Source organism: Parabacteroides sp. AF17-28 (assembly GCF_003479205.1).
GTDB lineage: Bacteria > Bacteroidota > Bacteroidia > Bacteroidales > Tannerellaceae > Parabacteroides > Parabacteroides acidifaciens.
Genome location: NZ_QUGV01000001.1, coordinates 219,857 through 238,564 on the forward strand (window position 1 = coordinate 219,857; position 18,708 = coordinate 238,564).

10 protein-coding genes are annotated in these 18,708 nt (G+C 45.8%); 6 read left to right on the forward strand and 4 right to left on the reverse strand.

Annotation, left to right across the window (positions count from 1 at the left end; translation table 11 throughout):
- Nucleotides 1-202 precede the first annotated feature (202 nt).
- On the forward strand, nucleotides 203-2,809 hold the full coding sequence (gene xyl3A / locus DWW90_RS01005; RefSeq protein WP_122343657.1) for a xylan 1,4-beta-xylosidase: 2,607 nt from the start codon (nucleotides 203-205) through the stop codon (nucleotides 2,807-2,809).
- Between the two features lie 213 nt (nucleotides 2,810-3,022).
- Here xyl3A and DWW90_RS01010 read toward each other — a convergent pair whose 3' ends face one another.
- The 3 genes from DWW90_RS01010 to DWW90_RS01020 all read right to left on the reverse strand — a co-directional run bounded on the left by DWW90_RS01010 (nucleotide 3,023) and on the right by DWW90_RS01020 (nucleotide 6,770).
- Nucleotides 3,023-3,430 (reverse strand): putative quinol monooxygenase, encoded by a 408-nt coding sequence (locus DWW90_RS01010; protein ID WP_122343658.1) that lies wholly within the window; start codon nucleotides 3,428-3,430, stop codon nucleotides 3,023-3,025.
- A gap of 318 nt (nucleotides 3,431-3,748) precedes the next feature.
- Nucleotides 3,749-4,723, reverse strand: coding sequence for a type I phosphomannose isomerase catalytic subunit (locus tag DWW90_RS01015; protein ID WP_122343659.1), 975 nt, complete (start codon nucleotides 4,721-4,723; stop codon nucleotides 3,749-3,751).
- Nucleotides 4,724-4,751: 28 nt separating this feature from the next.
- Nucleotides 4,752-6,770 (reverse strand): alpha amylase C-terminal domain-containing protein, encoded by a 2,019-nt coding sequence (locus DWW90_RS01020; protein ID WP_115500548.1) that lies wholly within the window; start codon nucleotides 6,768-6,770, stop codon nucleotides 4,752-4,754.
- A 146-nt stretch (nucleotides 6,771-6,916) separates the two neighbouring features.
- On the opposite strand from DWW90_RS01020, the gene DWW90_RS01025 reads away from it, so the two are divergent.
- The 4 genes from DWW90_RS01025 to DWW90_RS01040 all read left to right on the forward strand — a co-directional run bounded on the left by DWW90_RS01025 (nucleotide 6,917) and on the right by DWW90_RS01040 (nucleotide 12,101).
- On the forward strand, nucleotides 6,917-9,226 hold the full coding sequence (locus tag DWW90_RS01025) for a cation:proton antiporter (protein ID WP_122331915.1): 2,310 nt from the start codon (nucleotides 6,917-6,919) through the stop codon (nucleotides 9,224-9,226).
- 52 nt (nucleotides 9,227-9,278) lie between these two features.
- Entirely contained in the window at nucleotides 9,279-9,611 is a 333-nt protein-coding gene (locus DWW90_RS01030; RefSeq protein ID WP_233547618.1) for a type II toxin-antitoxin system HigB family toxin, read from the forward strand.
- A gap of 11 nt (nucleotides 9,612-9,622) precedes the next feature.
- Complete coding sequence (locus DWW90_RS01035; RefSeq protein WP_122343660.1) at nucleotides 9,623-10,039, forward strand: helix-turn-helix transcriptional regulator; 417 nt, start codon at nucleotides 9,623-9,625, stop codon at nucleotides 10,037-10,039.
- 1,600 nt (nucleotides 10,040-11,639) lie between these two features.
- Entirely contained in the window at nucleotides 11,640-12,101 is a 462-nt protein-coding gene (locus DWW90_RS01040; protein ID WP_122343661.1) for a DUF4923 family protein, read from the forward strand.
- A 121-nt stretch (nucleotides 12,102-12,222) separates the two neighbouring features.
- Here the strand turns inward: DWW90_RS01040 and DWW90_RS01045 are convergent, their stop codons facing one another.
- Nucleotides 12,223-14,340, reverse strand: a complete 2,118-nt coding sequence (locus DWW90_RS01045; protein ID WP_122343662.1) for a glycoside hydrolase family 2 protein — start codon at nucleotides 14,338-14,340, stop codon at nucleotides 12,223-12,225.
- Nucleotides 14,341-14,508: 168 nt separating this feature from the next.
- Between DWW90_RS01045 and DWW90_RS01050 the strand changes: the two genes are divergently transcribed.
- Nucleotides 14,509-18,576 carry a two-component regulator propeller domain-containing protein gene (locus tag DWW90_RS01050; RefSeq protein WP_122343663.1) on the forward strand — a complete coding sequence of 1,356 codons (4,068 nt, stop codon included), beginning with the start codon at nucleotides 14,509-14,511 and terminating at the stop codon, nucleotides 18,574-18,576.
- Nucleotides 18,577-18,708 lie beyond the last annotated feature (132 nt).

Consider the following 18,708-nt stretch of genomic DNA (forward strand, 5'->3'; position numbering starts at 1 on the left):
CTTTCTTTTTATTATTCAACGTTACAAAAATAGGACATTTGCAAAAATAACGGACGAAGTAACCTATTTTAAGTAATTCTTCTTGAAGAAATACAAGCAAACCATTAGCTTTGTGGTGATATTTTGTCGCAATAAACATCTAATAACAAACATCTTACAATAAGATATAACGTAAATCATACAATATCTAAAATTTAATAACATGAGAATGAAACATCTGGCGGCGGCAGCACTGACAATATTGCTGTCTGTTTCTTGTAGCGAAAGACAACAAGATTACCCGTTCCGTAACCCCGACCTCCCTGTCGACGAGCGTATAGACGACCTCTTAAAACGTCTGACTGCCGAAGAGAAGGTCGGACAAATGATGAACTCCACACCGGCTATCGAACGTCTCGGCATCCCGAAATACGATTGGTGGAATGAAGCCTTGCATGGCGTTGCACGCGCCGGACGGGCTACTGTTTTCCCGCAGGCCATCGCGATGGCGGCCACTTTCGATGACGAAGCCTTGCATGAAACGTTCACGATGGTGAGCGACGAAGCTCGTGCCAAATATCACCAATACCAGAAAGACAAAGAGTATGACCGCTATAAAGGTTTGACTTTCTGGACACCGAATATCAATATCTTCCGCGATCCCCGCTGGGGCCGGGGCATGGAGACATACGGAGAGGACCCGTACCTGACTGAACGTATGGGCGTTGCCGTTGTCAAAGGCTTGCAGGGCGACGATCCGAAATATTTCAAGACACACGCCTGTGCCAAACATTATGCCGTCCACAGCGGACCGGAATGGAACCGCCACGAATTTGACGTGACAGTTACTCCGCGCGACCTGTGGCAAACCTATCTGCCGGCATTCGAAGCATTGGTCAAAGAGGGAAACGTACAGGAAGTCATGTGTGCCTACAACCGCTATGCCGGCAAACCTTGCTGCAGCAGCGATAAACTGCTGATCGACATCCTGCGCAACAGTTGGGGATATGAACACATCATCCTCTCCGACTGCGGCGCCATCAACGATTTCTGGCAACGGGACAAAAACACACCTCGCCACGAGACACATCCGGATGCCGAAAGTGCTTCGACCGACGCCGTATTGAGCGGGACAGACCTGGAATGCGGAAACAGCTACCGGGCACTGATCAAAGCGTTGAAAGACGGCAAAATCACGGAAAAGGACCTGGATGTTTCACTCCGCCGCCTGCTGAAAGGCCGTTTCGAACTGGGTATGTTCGACCCGGACGAACGGGTTCCATACGCCCAAATCCCGTACAGCGTGGTGGAAAGTCCCGAACACGTGGCACAAGCGCTCGAAATGGCGCACAAAAGTATGGTGCTGCTAAAAAACAAGAACAACACGCTACCGCTCAGCAAAGCGATCAAAAAGATTGCAGTCGTAGGTCCGAATGCGGCCGACTCGACGATGCTTTGGGCTAACTACAACGGTTTCCCAAGCCATACCGTGACCATACTGGAAGGCATCCGCCGGAAAGTACCCGGTGCAGAAGTGATCTACGAATTGGGCTGTAACCATGCTGCCGATTTCGTTATGAAAAATCTGGAAAGCAACATTACCTCTCCTGCCGGACAGGGTTTTGCCGCCGAATTCTTTAACAACACGGATTTTGAAGGCGAACCGGTTTATAAAGGAACGGCAAGCCGGCTGCATTACACCACCGGAGGCAACACGCAGTTTGCCCCGAATGTCAACCTGACAAATTTCACCGCCCGTTTCACCGGCGAATTTGAGGCTCCGGAAACCGAAGCGGTCGAAATCAAAATCTCCGGTAACGACGCTTTCCGCCTCTTCATCGGAGAAGAGAAGGTCGCTGAAATGTGGGAAAACGAATACGGAGGCGAAAAGACTTACATACTGAATGCCGAAAAGGGCAAGAAATATCCTGTCAAAATCGAATACATGCAGCGTATAGGCAGCGCAGACCTCAACTTCGAGATCGGAACGCGCCAGGCGGTCAACTACGCTGCTACAGCTGCCAAAGTGAAAGATGCCGATGTGATCGTCTTTGCCGGCGGTATCTCTCCGCGCCTGGAAGGTGAAGAAATGCCGGTCAACGTAGAAGGATTCAAGAAAGGCGACCGTACCAATATTGAAATCCCGAAAGTACAGCAGGAAATGGTAAAAGCCCTGAAAGCGACAGGCAAGCCGGTTGTCTATGTGCTTTGTACCGGTAGCGCACTGGCCTTGAACTGGGAAGATGCCAATATCGACGCAATCCTGAATGCCTGGTACGGCGGACAGGAAGCAGGGACAGCCGTAGCCGACATTCTGTTTGGCGACTACAATCCGTCAGGCCGTCTGCCAATCACGTTCTATAAATCGATTGACCAGTTGCCGGACTTCCAGGATTACAGCATGAAAGGACGTACGTATCGTTACATGACGCAAACGCCGCTTTATCCGTTCGGATACGGTTTGAGCTACACCAATTTTGCCTATCGGAATGCAAAGCTCTCCTCCGGCAAGATCACGAAAGACCAGTCTGTGACGCTTACATTCGACATTGCCAACACCGGTAAAATGGATGGCGACGAAGTGGCACAGATTTACATCAAGAACCCGAACGATCCGGAAGGACCGATCAAGGCGCTGAAAGCATTCGCCCGCGTCAACGTAAAAGCCGGAAACACGCAGGAAGTCAACATCGATTTGTCTCCGAAAGCCTTCTATTCTTTTAATGACAATACGCAAACAATGGAAGTCCGCCCGGGAAAATACCAAATCCTGTACGGCGGTTCATCAGATGACAAGGCTTTGCAAAAGATAGAGTTGGAGATTGAATGATTTCCGGTAATGGAAGTCCAGTAAAAACGACAGTTCTCACGGATGTGTCAAAAGTATGTTTTAACGTTTTAGCGTGTCATTGCGGGCTTGACCCGCAACCTCATACTAAACTGATTTACAGCGATTAGGATGAGATGGCGGGTCAAGCCCGCCAGGACACAGGCGCTATAAATAGGACTTTTGACACATCCCCATATTTCATTTGTTTATTATTTACTTGTGCATTTTCTTAAATATCTGTAGCATCGTTGCAGGAGCGAGCGCATCCATATCTACTAAATCAAGTGATTTGACCATGTGTAACGTTTCGGTCTTGTATTTCTGAAAATGGGCGGTCTTAATGTGATGTTTGTACGCTTCGTCCGAGGCATAAATTTCAAGTATGCGTATCTGGCAAGAATCCCGTTTTAACTGCATCGGGTAAATACAAATTACCCCCGGTTCCTCACAAACGGATGTTACACCTACCGTACGAGCATATTGCAGGTATTCATCGAGATATTGTGAATAGACCTCAATTTCGGAAATACGCACAAGCATCTTGTCGGTATTTACTACCTGCGCCGATAAATGGAATGATGCTACCATAAGCGATAAGATGATCAGAATGTTCTTTTTCATTTTCTATCTAATTTTCGGACATTTTTTGAGAATATCATTTCGACAGACGAAAGATAGTTCTCCGTCAGTCTCCAGATAATGCAAAATTAGATACTTTCAAGTTGATAGCCGCTATACAGATTACTGATTCTTCGACCATTTTTACGGATTCCACACTTGATGTATCGGATAATTCAAAACACAAAAAGCCCTGTAAAGACGACACCGTAATTCTGTTGAAAAACAAGGTATCGTGCTTACAGGGCTTTATTCTTTTTCGATACAATCCTGTTCCCGAGGCTCACGCCCTGGGCTGGGAACTGTCGTCCTTACAGGACTCTATCCGATATATGTTTCCATAAACTTGGCACCCGGGACCGGTGAGATCGTTACCACATCGGTATCGGCCGGTATCAGCACCGTCTGTCCCTGATGGATATAGATTTCATTTCCCTTATTGTCACGGATGGAAGCTTTGCCTTCCATGCAAATATAGACAACAAAAGAGTCCAGTTCGGAGAAATTGCGAACCATGATCGTGTCGATATCCAACAGGTTCGTCGTGAAATATTTGCAGCTTGCCAATTCTACGGTTGCATTCGTATGTGCCTTGTAGTGGGTGCGGTAATCCGGATACAGCGTATAGTCGATCGCATCCTTTGCCAACTCGGTATGCAGTTCACGTCCTTTTCCGTCCGGGCCTTTGCGGTCGTAGTCGTAAATACGGTAGGTGATGTTGCTTGTCTGCTGTATCTCGGCGATGAAGCAACCGGAACCGATCGCATGTACACGGCCGGCAGGCAGGAAGAACACATCGCCCGGAGAGACTTCATAACGCTGCAAGACATCCATAATCGTATTGTCTTGTACGCGTTTCACATACTCGTCGGCATCGATCTGTTTGGAGAAACCGGAATATAAGCCAGCGCCCTTGGCAGCCTTTATCACATACCACATCTCCGTCTTACCGAAAGAGTTATGACGTTTTTTAGCCAGTTCATCGTCCGGATGCACCTGGATAGACAAATCGTCGCGTGCATCGATAAACTTAATCAACAGAGGGAAAGTTGAACCGAACTGTTCCACCACCTTTTCGCCCAACAGCTGCGGGCCATACGTACGGATCAGTTCGTCCAGCGTCTTGCCTTCCAACGCGCCATTATCAACGACGGAATAATTACCCTCCACGTGTGAAAGTTCCCAACTTTCGCCAATGCCGTCCTGCACCGGAGTGATGCCCTTAAACGGGCAGATATCGGAGCCTCCCCAGATTATGTTCTTGAGGATAGGCTTAAATGTCATAGGATATAACATACTTACGTTTCTGTTTTTATAGCCTTATTTATTTTGTTACTTTTACCTTTCTCAATACAACAGCGCTACGGGCCGGAATGTATAATTTGAGCCATTCTTTTTTCTCTTTTTTATACAATGGGTCGAGTTGTGTGAAATGACGGATAGAATCGTCCGAAAGTCCGAAACCGCCAAAACGGGTCGCGTCAGTATTCAAAAGCACTTCATATTCGCCTTTGGGAACCAGGAACCCATAGTCGGTAAATGACTTTGTCGGATTGAAATTGAAGACGAAAACCAAATCTTTGCGCATATAGGCCAGAATCTGATCGCCATCGTTATCCCATACTTTCTGTATCGGAGTGGATTGGAAATTCTTCACACTGCGGATTATCTCCAGCATCTCACGGTCGAAATCGCCCAGATAATGGTACTTCAAATCCATATTATCCACCAGCTCCCATTGGCGACGGGCATATTTATAAGACCAGCCGTTTCCTTCACGCGGGAAATCGATCCATTCGGGATGCCCGAACTCATTTCCCATAAAGTTCAGATAACCACCGTTAATGGTAGATGCCGTAACCAAACGGATCATTTTATGCAAAGCGATACCACGTTCGACTGTCAGGCTATGATCGTCTTTCTGCATATGCCAATACATATCTGCGTCGATCAGGCGGAAGATGATCGTCTTATCGCCAACCAACGCCTGGTCATGGCTTTCTGCATAACTGATCGTCTTCTCGTCCGCACGGCGGTTAGTCGTTTCCCACCAGATGGAAGAGGGATGCCAGTCTTCGTCTTTCTTTTCCTTGATTGTCTTGATCCAGTAATCCGGGATATTCATCGCCATACGGTAATCGAAGCCGTAGCCTCCATCTTCATATTTAGCAGCTAACCCCGGCATTCCGCTCACCTCTTCGGCAATCGTAATGGCATTCTTATTGACTTCGTGGATCAGCTTATTGGCCAATGTCAGATAGGCGATAGCGTCTCCATCCTGATGCCCGTTGAAATAGTCACCGTAATTACAGAATGCTTCACCCAGCCCATGGCTGTAATAAAGCATGGAAGTCACCCCGTCAAAACGGAAGCCGTCGAATTTATACTCGTCCAACCAGAACTTGCAGTTCGACAACAGGAAGTGAAGCACTTCGTTCTTGCCATAATCGAAACAGAGGGAATCCCACGCCGGATGCTCACGACGGGAACCGCCCAGGAAATATTGAGTATAGGAACCGTCAAAGCGTCCCAAGCCTTCCACTTCGTTCTTTACGGCATGGCTATGGACAATATCCATAATCACTGCGATCCCCATGCCATGGGCGTCATCGATCAGGTGTTTCAGCTCTTCCGGCGTCCCGAAACGGGAAGATGCGGCAAAGAAGCTGCTGACATGATAACCGAACGACCCGTAATAGGGATGTTCCTGAATGGCCATGATCTGAATGGCGTTATACCCTTCTTTTGCAACGCGGGGCAACACATTCCGGCGGAACTCGTCATACGTGCCGACCTTTTCTTCGTTGGAAGACATACCGATATGGCATTCGTAGATCAACAGCGGGGAGACATCCGGTTTGAACCGTTTGTTCCTAAATACATACGACTCTTCCGGATTCCATACCTGTGCACTGAATATTTTGGTATTCTCATCCTGAACGACGCGCCGTATCCATGCCGGGATACGTTCTCCGCTGCCACCTTCCCACTCTACCAAGAGCTTGAACAGGTCTTCATGATGCAATAAATCTTCCGCAAGCGTGATCTCCCAAACGCCATTGCCCAACCGTTTCAGTTTATACTGATCTTCTTTCTTCCAGTCATTGAAAGTACCGATCAGATAGATAGCAGTGGCATTGGGCGCCCATTCGCGGAACACCCATCCAGTCTTTGTTTTATGCAACCCGAAGTAAAGATACCCGGAAGCCATTTCCGACAACGTCTGTCTGCCGTTACCCGTCAGGCTCTTCTCTTTGTTTACCACATATTGGTACCGTCCTTCTATTGCCTCCTTGTAGGGGGCCAGCCAAGGGTCATTCTTTATTAGATTTAGCGACTCCATGATTTTTTGAGATTGGTTTCGCACAAAGATAGAAGAAAAAACTAACAATGCCGCAAAAACAAGGCCATTAATAAAGTTTCACCAGCGAAATACTAAATATTTAATTCCTTTTGTTATTTTTGCATGAAACCGTTTATTGTTGGCAGATGAGTAAAGGAACAAAGAGTATAGCCTTTTATTTGATGATGATCCTGGTCTTTGGCTCGCTTATGTATTTTATAGTCAAAGAAGGAGAAGGCCGGCAGGTCGAAACAGCGATCCAGTCGATGCAGAATCCCCCTAAAAACATGGGGGAAGGCTTCTTTGTGTTTTTGGATTCCGTCACCCATCACATCCAGTCATCCATTGGAATACTTCTTTTACAGATCATTACGATATTGATTGTCTGCCGCCTGTTCGGCTGGCTGTTTCAAAAGATCGGGCAACCGACCGTTATCGGCGAGATCGTGGCAGGTATCGTACTCGGCCCGTCGGTTCTCGGACATCTCCTGCCGGGAGTATCCGCATTTCTTTTTCCTCCTGAGTCCTTAGGCAATATCACTATATTGAGCCAATTCGGCCTGATTCTTTTTATGTTTGCCATCGGGATGGAGTTAGATATCGGCGAAGTCCGGAAGAAGCTGAAAGAAACGATACTGATCAGCCATACGAGCACGATCGTTCCGTTCTTTTTCGGTATGCTTACCGCCTATTATGTCTATGAATCCTACGCACACAAAGGGACGCCTTTCCTCTCATTCGCCTTATTCATAGGGATTGCCATGAGTATCACGGCTTTCCCCGTGTTAGCGCGTATCATCCAGGAAAAGGGGCTGACAAAAACACATTTAGGGACAATCTCATTAGCAAGCGCCGCCAATGGAGATATCACGGCCTGGTGCCTGCTGGCTGTCGTAATTGCCATTGCTCAGGCCGGCAGTATGCTGAGCGCCGTCTACAATATATTGTTCTCCATCCTCTATATCCTGTTCATGTTCTTCGCCGTACGTCCTTTTTTACGGATGATCGGGCATATCTACCATAATAAAGAGGTAATAGACAAAGCACTGGTGGCATTGATGTTCTTGTTGCTGATTGTTTCCTCCTATTTTACCGAGATATTAGGGTTGCACGCCCTTTTCGGCGCTTTTATTGCCGGTGTGGTCATGCCGGGAAACATCAAGTTCCGCAAGATCATGACAGAGAAGGTCGAAGATGTGTCGTTAGCGCTCTTCCTGCCGCTCTTCTTCGTTTCGACCGGGTTGCGTACGGAGATCGGGCTGTTGAACACTCCGGAGCTTTGGGCGATGTGCGGCATCTTCATCGTTGTCGCCATCATCGGGAAATTCGGGGGCGCCATGTTCTCGGCGCGTTTCGTGGGAGAAAGCTGGAAAGACAGCCTCTATATCGGGGCGTTGATGAACACGCGCGGTCTGATGGAACTGGTCGTTCTGACGATCGGTTATGAAATGAAGATATTGCCGCCTTCCATATTCGTCATGCTGGTGTTGATGACATTGGTCACGACATTTATGACCACTCCGCTGGTCTCCTTTATCCGGTTCTGTTTCAAGACCCGGGAGAAGCTCAAGGGACATCAGCAATATGCAGAGCCTACCGGTGGCGCGTTTAAAGTCCTGCTTTCGTTCGGACGTGCCGGAAACGGACAGATCATGCTCGATGTCGCCCACCAGATGTTTGCCCGGGGAAAGAAGAAACTCGATTTGACAGCCTTGCACCTGACCGTGGGTTCCGATGTCAACCCGTTACACACGGACAACTTCGAGGAGGTCAGCTTCGGTCCTATCCTGTATGGCGCCAAGAAGTTAGGTATGCAGATACACACCCGCTACGAGGTGTCTAACAATGCCGGCCAGGACATCTGCGACATTGTGAACAACGAAGGATTCGACTTTTTGCTGGTTGGTTCCGGCATCTCTATGAGCGATTCTCCCGACGATATTGCGGCAACCCGTTATCGCGCTTCTTTCTACAACCGTTACTTCAAACGGCTTAAAGCGCCCGAATCCTGGTTTTATCCCGGTGCTCTGCTGAAAGACAAAACCAAAATGTTCATTGCACGGAGTAACTGCGATGTCGGTGTATTCATCAACCGTAATTTCGTTAAAGCGACCCATGTGTTAGTGATCATCAGCACGGAAGAAGACCTCTTCTTGCTGGATTACACAAGCACGCTGCTGAAAACGACTCATAGTTCCGTCGGCATTGTGAACAAGGCAAGCACGACAACACCGGGTTATGACAAAATCGTTAAGACAATCGAAGATTTCACGGCATCGACTCCTCAAACAAGCCTATTGCCGGACAAGGACCTGACACCCGGTTTATTCAGCGGTTACAACTTTATGCTGATCGGTTACAATACCTGGAACGACGTATCGGAACACCGCAAAGAGGCACTTCAGAAAATGCCGTCGACATTGATTTTGAGCAAAAATCAGTACGAACAGAAGTAAAAGATTAGATACACTTCCTCTCCTTGTTTTCCATGAAAAAACTTTGCATATTGTGAAGTTTATAGTATTTTTGCCTAAAAGAAAGAATGAAATGAGAATACAGCGTAGGAAAGTGATTGATGATTTTTCGAGTAAGCATGCAGACGCTTCGCGTCCCTTACAACGCTGGCTGGATATCGCTGAAAATAACATTTGGAGTAATCATGCAGAATTGAAGCAAGATTTTCCTTCGGCTGATTATATTGGAGAAGGCAGATATGTGTTTAATATAAAAGGAAATAGTTACAGAATGGTAGTCATCGCTCTTTTTATCGATGATATTTTGACAATCCGTTTTGTAGGAACACACGCCGAATATGATAAAATAGACTGTTTAACAATTTAACAGCAAATGAAATGGAAAAGAAATTTGAAAACATCGTGCGTATAGATACACCTGAATTGTTTGAAAAGGTGTCGGATTATGTAGAAGAACTTATTAATGAAGCCACAAAAAAAGGGGCTCTTTCGGTACAAGGTGAAAGGAATGAATATACACTTGAAATCAGTCGCGCGGCCGGTATGTGTGCTGATTATGAGGCTTTATATTATAAACCTAAAAGTTTGAGGTTCAAATCACCTCTTATAACATCAATAGAAGAAGAATTGGAAAAACGTTCGTTGAAACAACGCCAGGCAGCTGAGTTTCTGGAAGTAAAGGAGTCTACATTCAGCCAGATCATGACAGGAAAGCGGCCTGTATCGATGCGGATGGCGAAACGACTGTATGAGAAGCTGAATATTGATCCAGCATTGATACTGAAGTTTGCATAGGCTTATAATATCAGCCCTTACCACAATATGGTAGGTTTTTTTTCTGCAAAATTACAATAACCCCCATTTCGGACGTTTTTCTATTTCATCCGAAATTTTGATCGATTTTTGTTTGACTCTTTTCACGGTTTTAACCTCTCCGGCTGACACCAGATGAAATGAGGTGCGCAGTCCGTTTCGAAAAGCGTGCAATTTGATTACCGAAAACCGGAAACGCCGGCAAAGTGATAAACCTTAACTCCCGGAGAATCGAATATTTGAAAACAAAACGGACGGCGTCCCAAATATCCCAAGGAAATTCAGAGGCTTTTTTGCCCTGAAAACGGTCCTCTTTTCAATTATGACCGTCCTAATCGCCATTACGACCGTCCTAATCTTCGCGAGGTGCCGAGTGCACTACACATTAGCACGGTCGTAATGGCAAAGAGGACGGTCGTAAATGTTGGAAACGCTCTAAAAAGGTGGAAAAGTACCTTTTTGAGGTCAAAAAAGTGGATTAACATTTGTTTTGTTTCGGATGTCTTTTGATGCTGAAAAATGCGTTTTTTACAATAAGCCCCCCTAAGTAGTTGAAAGTTGAATGTTAAGAGTTGAAAGTTAGAAGAGATCGTAAACGATCCTGTTCCCGCGCTTGACGCGGGATCGCATTAAAACCGACCGTATAAACAACTGATTGATAAGGACCGTTTTATTGCGGCCCCGCGTCAAGCGCAGGGACAGGGCAGTTTTGACACATCCCTAAGCTCTAAAACCGTTCGTTGAAACGAAACGGCAAAAGAGAGCCTGCGGCAGGGGGCTTATTGTAAAAAACGTATTTTTCAGGCTCGAAAGACATCCGAAACCGAACAAATGTTAACCCACTTTTCAGCTGTCAAAAAGAGGCTTTTTCCTATGATCCGGCACCTTATCGCTATGAAGAGGGACTTTATCGCTCTGACCCGGAACTTTATTGCCCCGAAGTCAACCTTCATATAGCACGAAGTCAACCTTCAGAGCGACGAAGCGTTACTTCAAGGCGATTTTCTGCGCACCTCACAGCAACAAGCCTCCAAAATTTCCTTGGGATATTTGGAACGCAGCCCATCTTCATCCGCAAATATTCGATTCTCCGGGAGTTAAGGTTTATCACTTTGTCGGTGTTTCCATCTTTCGACAATCAAATTGCACACTTTTCGAAATGGGCTGCGCACCTCATTTCATCTGTTGTCATCCGAATCGGTTAAAACCGTGAAAAGAGTCAATTCAAAATCGATCAAGATTTCGGACGAAATAGAAAAACAGTCGAAACAGGGGGTTATTGTATATTCGCTTCCATGCCCATGGAAATCAAATTGCATGGGCATGGAAGGCAGAATGGATGGGCATGGAAATATATTTTGTAAATTTATTGTTTTATCACAAATAAGTATTTACATTTGAAACATTGTTAGCTTTAGAACATTTGCTCTGTTCCCAACAAATACAGAGAGTGAGATGGTAATGTTGTTGTATTTGTATTCTGGCAGCTTGCTTTTGACAAGAGAAGTGTGTTGAATAATTTTAACCGATTAATTTAAGAATGATGGTAAATAGAAGTTTTAAGTTTATAAAAAGAGTCTGTATGTTCCTATGTTTAGCTGTATGTTTTGGTTGCGACAGCAATTCTGATAGCGAAGAACAAATAGAGCAAACAGAACAAAGGCCCAACCAGCCGACAGAAGCAATTGAAGCAAATCTCAATTGGAAATTGGCTAAACTTGTAGAAGCTGGGGACGAAATAAAAATACCGGAAGAACTGCTAAAGTCTGAGATAGCATGTGTTATCCAATTTAAGGAGGATGGTACTTTTGATGGACGCATGACTGCAAACGAGATAAACGGTTCGTATGCTTTTAATAAGGAGACAGGAAAAATCGAACTTAAACTTGAAATGCTAACTCAGGTCTTAGATATCCTCTATGGCGATTTTGAAGAGATGTATCTTGATTATCTATTTAAGAAGGTATATTCCTATTCCCAATCTGATGACGGTTTATATCTGTATTTTGGTAAAGATAGTTATTTAAAGTATCAAGCTAAATAAAAAACATGGAAACTTTCCATAACAAAGAAGTTGCTCCGCATCACCCGGCTTTATAACCGGGCTGCGAGCAACCTCGTATTACCTGGGGACAACTTGTCCCTACATCAAAAACTTATTTTATCTATTCGAATCCTGCGTGCTCCCCCTTGATGGAGAAAGAGTCGGCTTCACGTTTCTTCTCTCCAGTGTATATCCATTCGATAGAATCTTCATAGGGTTTGCCATCTTTATTAACGACTGTCTTCACAATGTTCTTTCCATCTGCCAGCGTAACATTATCTATTATATAATGTACGTCCGTATAGCCCTTATGGATGCCGGACAGTTCTTTACCGTTCAGGAAGACTTTCGGTTCACCGATATTGGAATAGACGGTGATGGAAGTCACTTTTTTCTCGCGGTCCACATTGCGGCGTTGCGTCAGATAAAGGACAGGGGCTTCGCTCCAGTTTGCCTTATACCAGAAATAAGAATCTTTCTTTGTCTTGCGGTCGAACGTCACCAGACCTTTCATATTGCGCGCCGGAAGGTCGCCGCGGTTTGCCAGGGGTGTCGCGAAATCGAACGTATTCCACAGGTAAGAGGCAACGATATACGGATGCTTGGCAATCACGCTCCATTGGTATTCGTGCGTCTTCGTCTGGAATGTTTCCGGATAGAACGGTTTTGTCCAGTTAAGCGAATTGTCGAGGTATTCCGTCTGATGAGCTAAGTTGGCGTCCGCTCCATATTCCGTCAGCATCAGTTTCTGATCCGGATACTCTTTTTCCAGGCCTTCCACCCAAGGCTCGATGTCCTGCAATTTCTTTTCGTACCAGCCGAAATAGCGGTTCATTCCCTGAATATCGGCATTCAGGTTGACCGGATGTTCCATGTGTCCGTAGCCATTCACCGAAACCGTGTAGCGGTCCGGGTCTTCCGTCTTCGCCAGGTCGTGCAGCGACTTGGTCAGTTCTTTCGTGTATTCATGTGGGTGATAGACTTCGTTATGCAATCCCCAGACATAGATCGAAGGGTGGTTGAAACTCTGGCGGATCAGTTCGCGAAGCTGGTTGCGGGCATTCTCGGCCTCCTGTCCCGTCACACGGTTGACAAAAGGAATCTCCGCCCAAATGATCAGTCCCAGGCTGTCGCAACGGGAATACAGGTAGTCCGATTGCTGGTAATGGGCAAAACGGACGGTTGTCGCTCCGATATCCATAATGGTAGCCAGGTCGAAGTCGTGGTTTTCATTCTTCAAGGCACTGCCTAATCCCCACCAGTCCTGATGGCGGGTGACGCCATACATCGGATATTTCTCACCGTTCAGGTAGAAACCTTTACCGGCCACGATCTCATACTTACGCAAACCCAATGGCTGGACAACTTCGTCGATCACTTTCCCGTCCTGAACGAGGCGGCTTACGACTTTATACAGGTAAGGATTCTTGCGTCCCTGCCACAGCGTCGGATTCTTGATCTTGAAATCAGCCTCGAATGTCTGGACGCCCTGTGCGGTCAGGTCGAACGACCGGCTATCTGAGGCAACCTGTTTGCCCTCACGGTCATAAACCGTATTCTGCAACGTGAGCGGAGCAGGCTGCAAAGTCCCGTTATCCAGCTTCACTTTAACCTTTACATCGGCTTGTTTCCGGGATACATTCTTCTGGGTAATATAAACACCTGAAGAGGCGCAATCGGTGACGCATATATTATAAGGTTCGGTCACGATCAGCCACACCGGACGATACATGCCGCCATACACGCCGAAGAGCACATGGTTGACCGGAATCACATCCGGACGCGACGCATTGTCGGCCTTCACGATAATCTCATTACTCTCCCCCGCTTTCAGCAGCGTCCCGATCTCACAGGAAAAAGCCGAGTAAGCTCCCTTATGCGTGGCGGCAAGTGAACCGTTCACATACACTTTAGCCGTAGCTCCCACACCTTCGAAACGGAGGAACACGCGTTTCCCTTTCATTTCAGCCGGAAAGAAATATTGTTTTTTGTAATAGGCAGCTCCTTCGTAGAAATTATTGAACTGCATCTGCATGTCTTTCGCATTCCAGGTATGAGGAATCTCCACTTCCGTCCATCCACTCTCCCATTTCGGCGCATTCACCGCTAACTCTTTACCCGCCGGCGCTTTCTTAAATACCCAGCCGGAATTAAACGATTCCACAATCCGGCCTTCAGCCTGCAAGGCAAAACATACGCAGGCCAGCAATAAGGTTAAACTCAATACTCGTTTATTCATGATGTTTTAATTGATTGAAGTGCAAAAATAAGATTATAACCCTTTCAAACCGTGTAAAATCATCTCAATCCTGTTAAAAATCGTCTCCAAATCGTTATCTTTGCAGAATAGAGACGTACGGCCGTGCGTCTCTACTTTTACCAGGTCTAACTTAATTGAAAACTACAAATGATAAACAGACTCTATATTCTCTATATAATACTGGCGATGCTATATGCAAACCCGGCATATAGCATCGATTTTTTCTTCTCCCACCTGGGAGTAGAAAACGGCCTGTCGCAAGTTTCAGTTCTGGATATTTTTCAAGACTCGGACGGATATATCTGGTTCGGAACACGCAATGGAGCCAACCGCTATGACGGCTACGAATTCATTATCTACCAGAACGAAGTAAACAACACCGCGACATTAAGCGACAACTATATCCGGGGATTTGCCGAAGACAGCCGGAAAAACATCTGGATAGGGACCTCGAACGGCGTCAACTGTATCGATTATAAAACAAAGAATATAACCCGTTTCTATCCCCGTAGCATTAATAAGGATTGTACTTCCAATGTCATCAACAAGTTACTGAGACACTCGGACGGGAATGTCTATGCTTTTTGCAGCCGCTATATATTTAAATGTAAAACAGATCAGACAGTCGAGGCTATATCTGCAGACGAGGCAATCGCATCGCCGGTTTACTCCGTTGCCCAGGATAGCCGGGGAGATATCTATGTCGGGACCGAAAACACAGGATTATATATTTATTCCGCCGACTGGAAATTAAAACATCACGTTCTCTCCGGTAATAATGAGGAAAACAACAAACTGCCTGCCGGCACGATCATGGCCATATTGCCGGATAAGGACGGGAATATATGGATCGGCCTGGATGAAAACGGGATCTGCCTTTTCAATACCCGAACACAAACCCTGACCCACCTGCATAAAGATAATTCAGGCCTGAACAACAACAGCATACGCACGCTTGTCTTTTATAACAATGATTCCATTTTAGCCGGTACCTTCGGAGGGCTAAGTATCCTGAATAAAAAGAATCTGACCGTAACGCCAGCCGGCATCGATATATCCGGCAAAGGCGGACTCAGCCACTATTCGATCCACAGCATGCTGATCGACAGGGATCAAACACTCTGGATCGGGACCTATTCCGCCGGGATCAATTACCATAGCCCTTTTTACCGGCCGGTTTCTTATATCACGACAAACGAATATGCCGGGATTATCGGCAAAGGACAAGAAGACAAATACGGAAACATGTGGTTCGCAACGGAAGGAGCCGGATTATTCTGTTACAACCCGCAGAACGGAAAGAAACAGCTCTATCCGATCAAACCGATTCAGGAAGGAAATTATGAAACCAATATAATTAAATCGATTCTGATACAGGGTGATTCAATCTTGTGTTCTACCCACTTCGGTTCGGTCTACCTGTTCTCTATCCGGGACAAACAATACAAAATGTTGTATAACTTCCGGCATAATGACATCTATTCCTTATATATAGACAGCAACAAGCGACTCTGGATTCCGACTAATAGCGACGAGGATCTCGTCATGATAGACAAAGGCAAGCAAATCAATTCGTTTACGGCAAACGGGACGATCCGTTCCTTTAAGCGGATAACGATGATCAACGAAGTCCAGCCTGATCTTTTCCTGTTCGGATCACTCTCCGACAGCCTCTATCTGTATGATATGAAAAGAGAAACTGTCCGTAACCTTACTCCCGAACTACAATCCGACCCTCAACTGGAGAGATTGGGGAATATTACGGCCATCCTGCAAGATCCCAATGGTTATATCTGGATTTCCACTGGTAAGAACGGCTTATACCGTCTGGATACTAATCTGAAACTCCTCAAACATTATCAGAAGGAGGACGGCCTGTCCGTTAGCCAGATCAGTTCGTTGACTATAGATAAGAATCAGAATCTATGGATCGCAACCGGAAGATCATTATATAAACTAAACCGCGAGACAGATACTTTCAGTGAATTGCAAATTGCAGATATACCGCCCCAGGAGTTTACTCTATTCTCGGGCAACAGTGTCTCTTCCGACGGTAACATCTATTTTCCCGGAGATAAAGGAATCCTGTTTTTCGATCCGGACAAAATAATGTTCAACCCCAATATCCCGGAAGTCCATCTTACTTCAATGATCTTAAACAACAAGGAAGAGGTTATCGGTAAGACCGGGAATCAGTCGATCACGCTCGGGGCCAACCAGAATAATATCACATTCAAATACACCGCTTTGAATTTCATTCATTCCGAAAGGAATCAATATGCCTATAAACTGGAGGGAGCCGACCCAACCTGGCACACGGTCGGCAATCGCCGGGAAGCTTACTACAGCAACCTGGCACCCGGAACTTACACTTTCCGGGTTAAGGCATCCAACAACGATGCTGTATGGAATCCGGAAGAAGCCATACTGCACATCACCATAAACCCGCCGTTCTATAAGACATGGTGGGCTTATCTACTGTACATCAGCCTTATCTCTTTCATCATCATCCGTGTTATCCGTTACCAGCACAACAAACATGAACGGGAGCGGGAAATGCATTATAAACAAATGGAACAGGATAAGGTCAACGAATTGCACAAAGAGCGAATGCGTATGTTCACCAATTTCTCGCATGAGTTACGCACGCCTTTAACGCTTATTATCAATCCATTGAACGACCTGATGCAACATGCTTCCTTCTCCCCGGAAGTCAAAAAGGCCCTGCAACTGATTAAAAAGAATACCGGCCGCATGTTACTTCTGGTCAACAACTTAATGGACATTCAGAAATACGAAGCCGGTAAAACGGTCTTGCAAAAAACATGTTTCAACTTCTCTGCTTTCATACAAGAGATGTATCATTCATTCGAAAGCGTCGCCAACAACCGGGAGATTACTTTCACTTTGGAAAATGAATTGCCGGATTCTTACCGGGTATGCTTCGACGAAGCCGAAATCGAAAAGATATTCTTCAACTTGCTTTCCAATGCATTCAAATTTACACCTTCGGAGGGACATATCACCCTTCGCGTCAGCACTGTCTCGCAGGCTGAATGCGAACTGCTCCCGAATTTCCCTTCCCAATACAATTCGATTTTGGTAGAAGGTAAATATCTGTTTATCGAGGTTATCGATACTGGAAAAGGTATCAGCGATCAGGAAGCGGAAAAAATATTCGAGCCTTTCTATCGTTCGCAGGAAGATATACACCGGCAGATATCCGGTACCGGTATAGGTTTAAGCCTGACCCGTTCCATTATCCTGCAACACAACGGCTGTATCTGGACAGTCAGTTCGGAAGAGAAAGGGACACATTTCATGTTTATCCTTCCCGATACAGAGGAACAGGAAGTCACGATATCAGAGGAACCTGTCCTGTCGAAGTCCGCAGAAATCAGCAAGAAATTCAATCTGCTGGTCGAAGAGACAGAAAACAAGAACAAGCAAACAATTCTGCTGGTGGACGACAACCAGGAAGTGCTCCAATACCTGGAGCAACAACTCAACCTCGATTACATCATACTGAAAGCATTCAACGGGAAAGAGGCATTAACTGTAATCGAAGAATCATTCCCGCATATCGTAGTCAGTGATGTCATGATGCCTGAAATGAACGGGCTGGAACTGTGTAAGCGTATCAAAGAAAACCAGAATTACTGCCATATCCCGGTTATACTGCTTACCGCCAAGTCTATGGTATCCCAGATCGAAGAAGGGTTGGAAGCCGGTGCCGACGATTATATCGTAAAACCGTTCCAGGTATCCCTGTTGAAAGCGCGTATCCGGAACATACTTTCCCTGCGCGAGAAGATGAAAACGATCTACGGGGAATCGCTCTCGCTCAAACAACTCGGAGTGGAAGAGCCGAAGGAAAACAATGATTTTCTCAAACAGTACATCGATATTGTAAAGGCCAACATTTCCAATCCGGAACTCGATGTATCCGTCATCTATGAAGCATTAAACATGAGCCGGACTAATTTCTACAGAAAAGTAAAAGCCGTAACCGGTTTATCTCCTATCGAACTGATAAAGAATATTCGTCTTGAGGCAGGGGCTAAACTATTAAAAGAGTCGGACATGAATATTTCCGAGATCGCGCAACATGTCGGTTTCAGTAGCCGTTCCTATTTTGCCCGCAGTTTTAAGGCCGTCTACGGAATGTCGCCGACAGAATATCAGGAAACAGAGTCTCAAAATTCATCAAAATAAATGTTTTTTAGCACGTTGGTATATTTTTATCCCCTTTTGGAATGAAATTACTCGTTCTTGCCTTGCATCTTTCATTCTTTTGACACAAAAAACAAATAGGACCGACAGGTTAAGTATTAATTGTTTAATGTG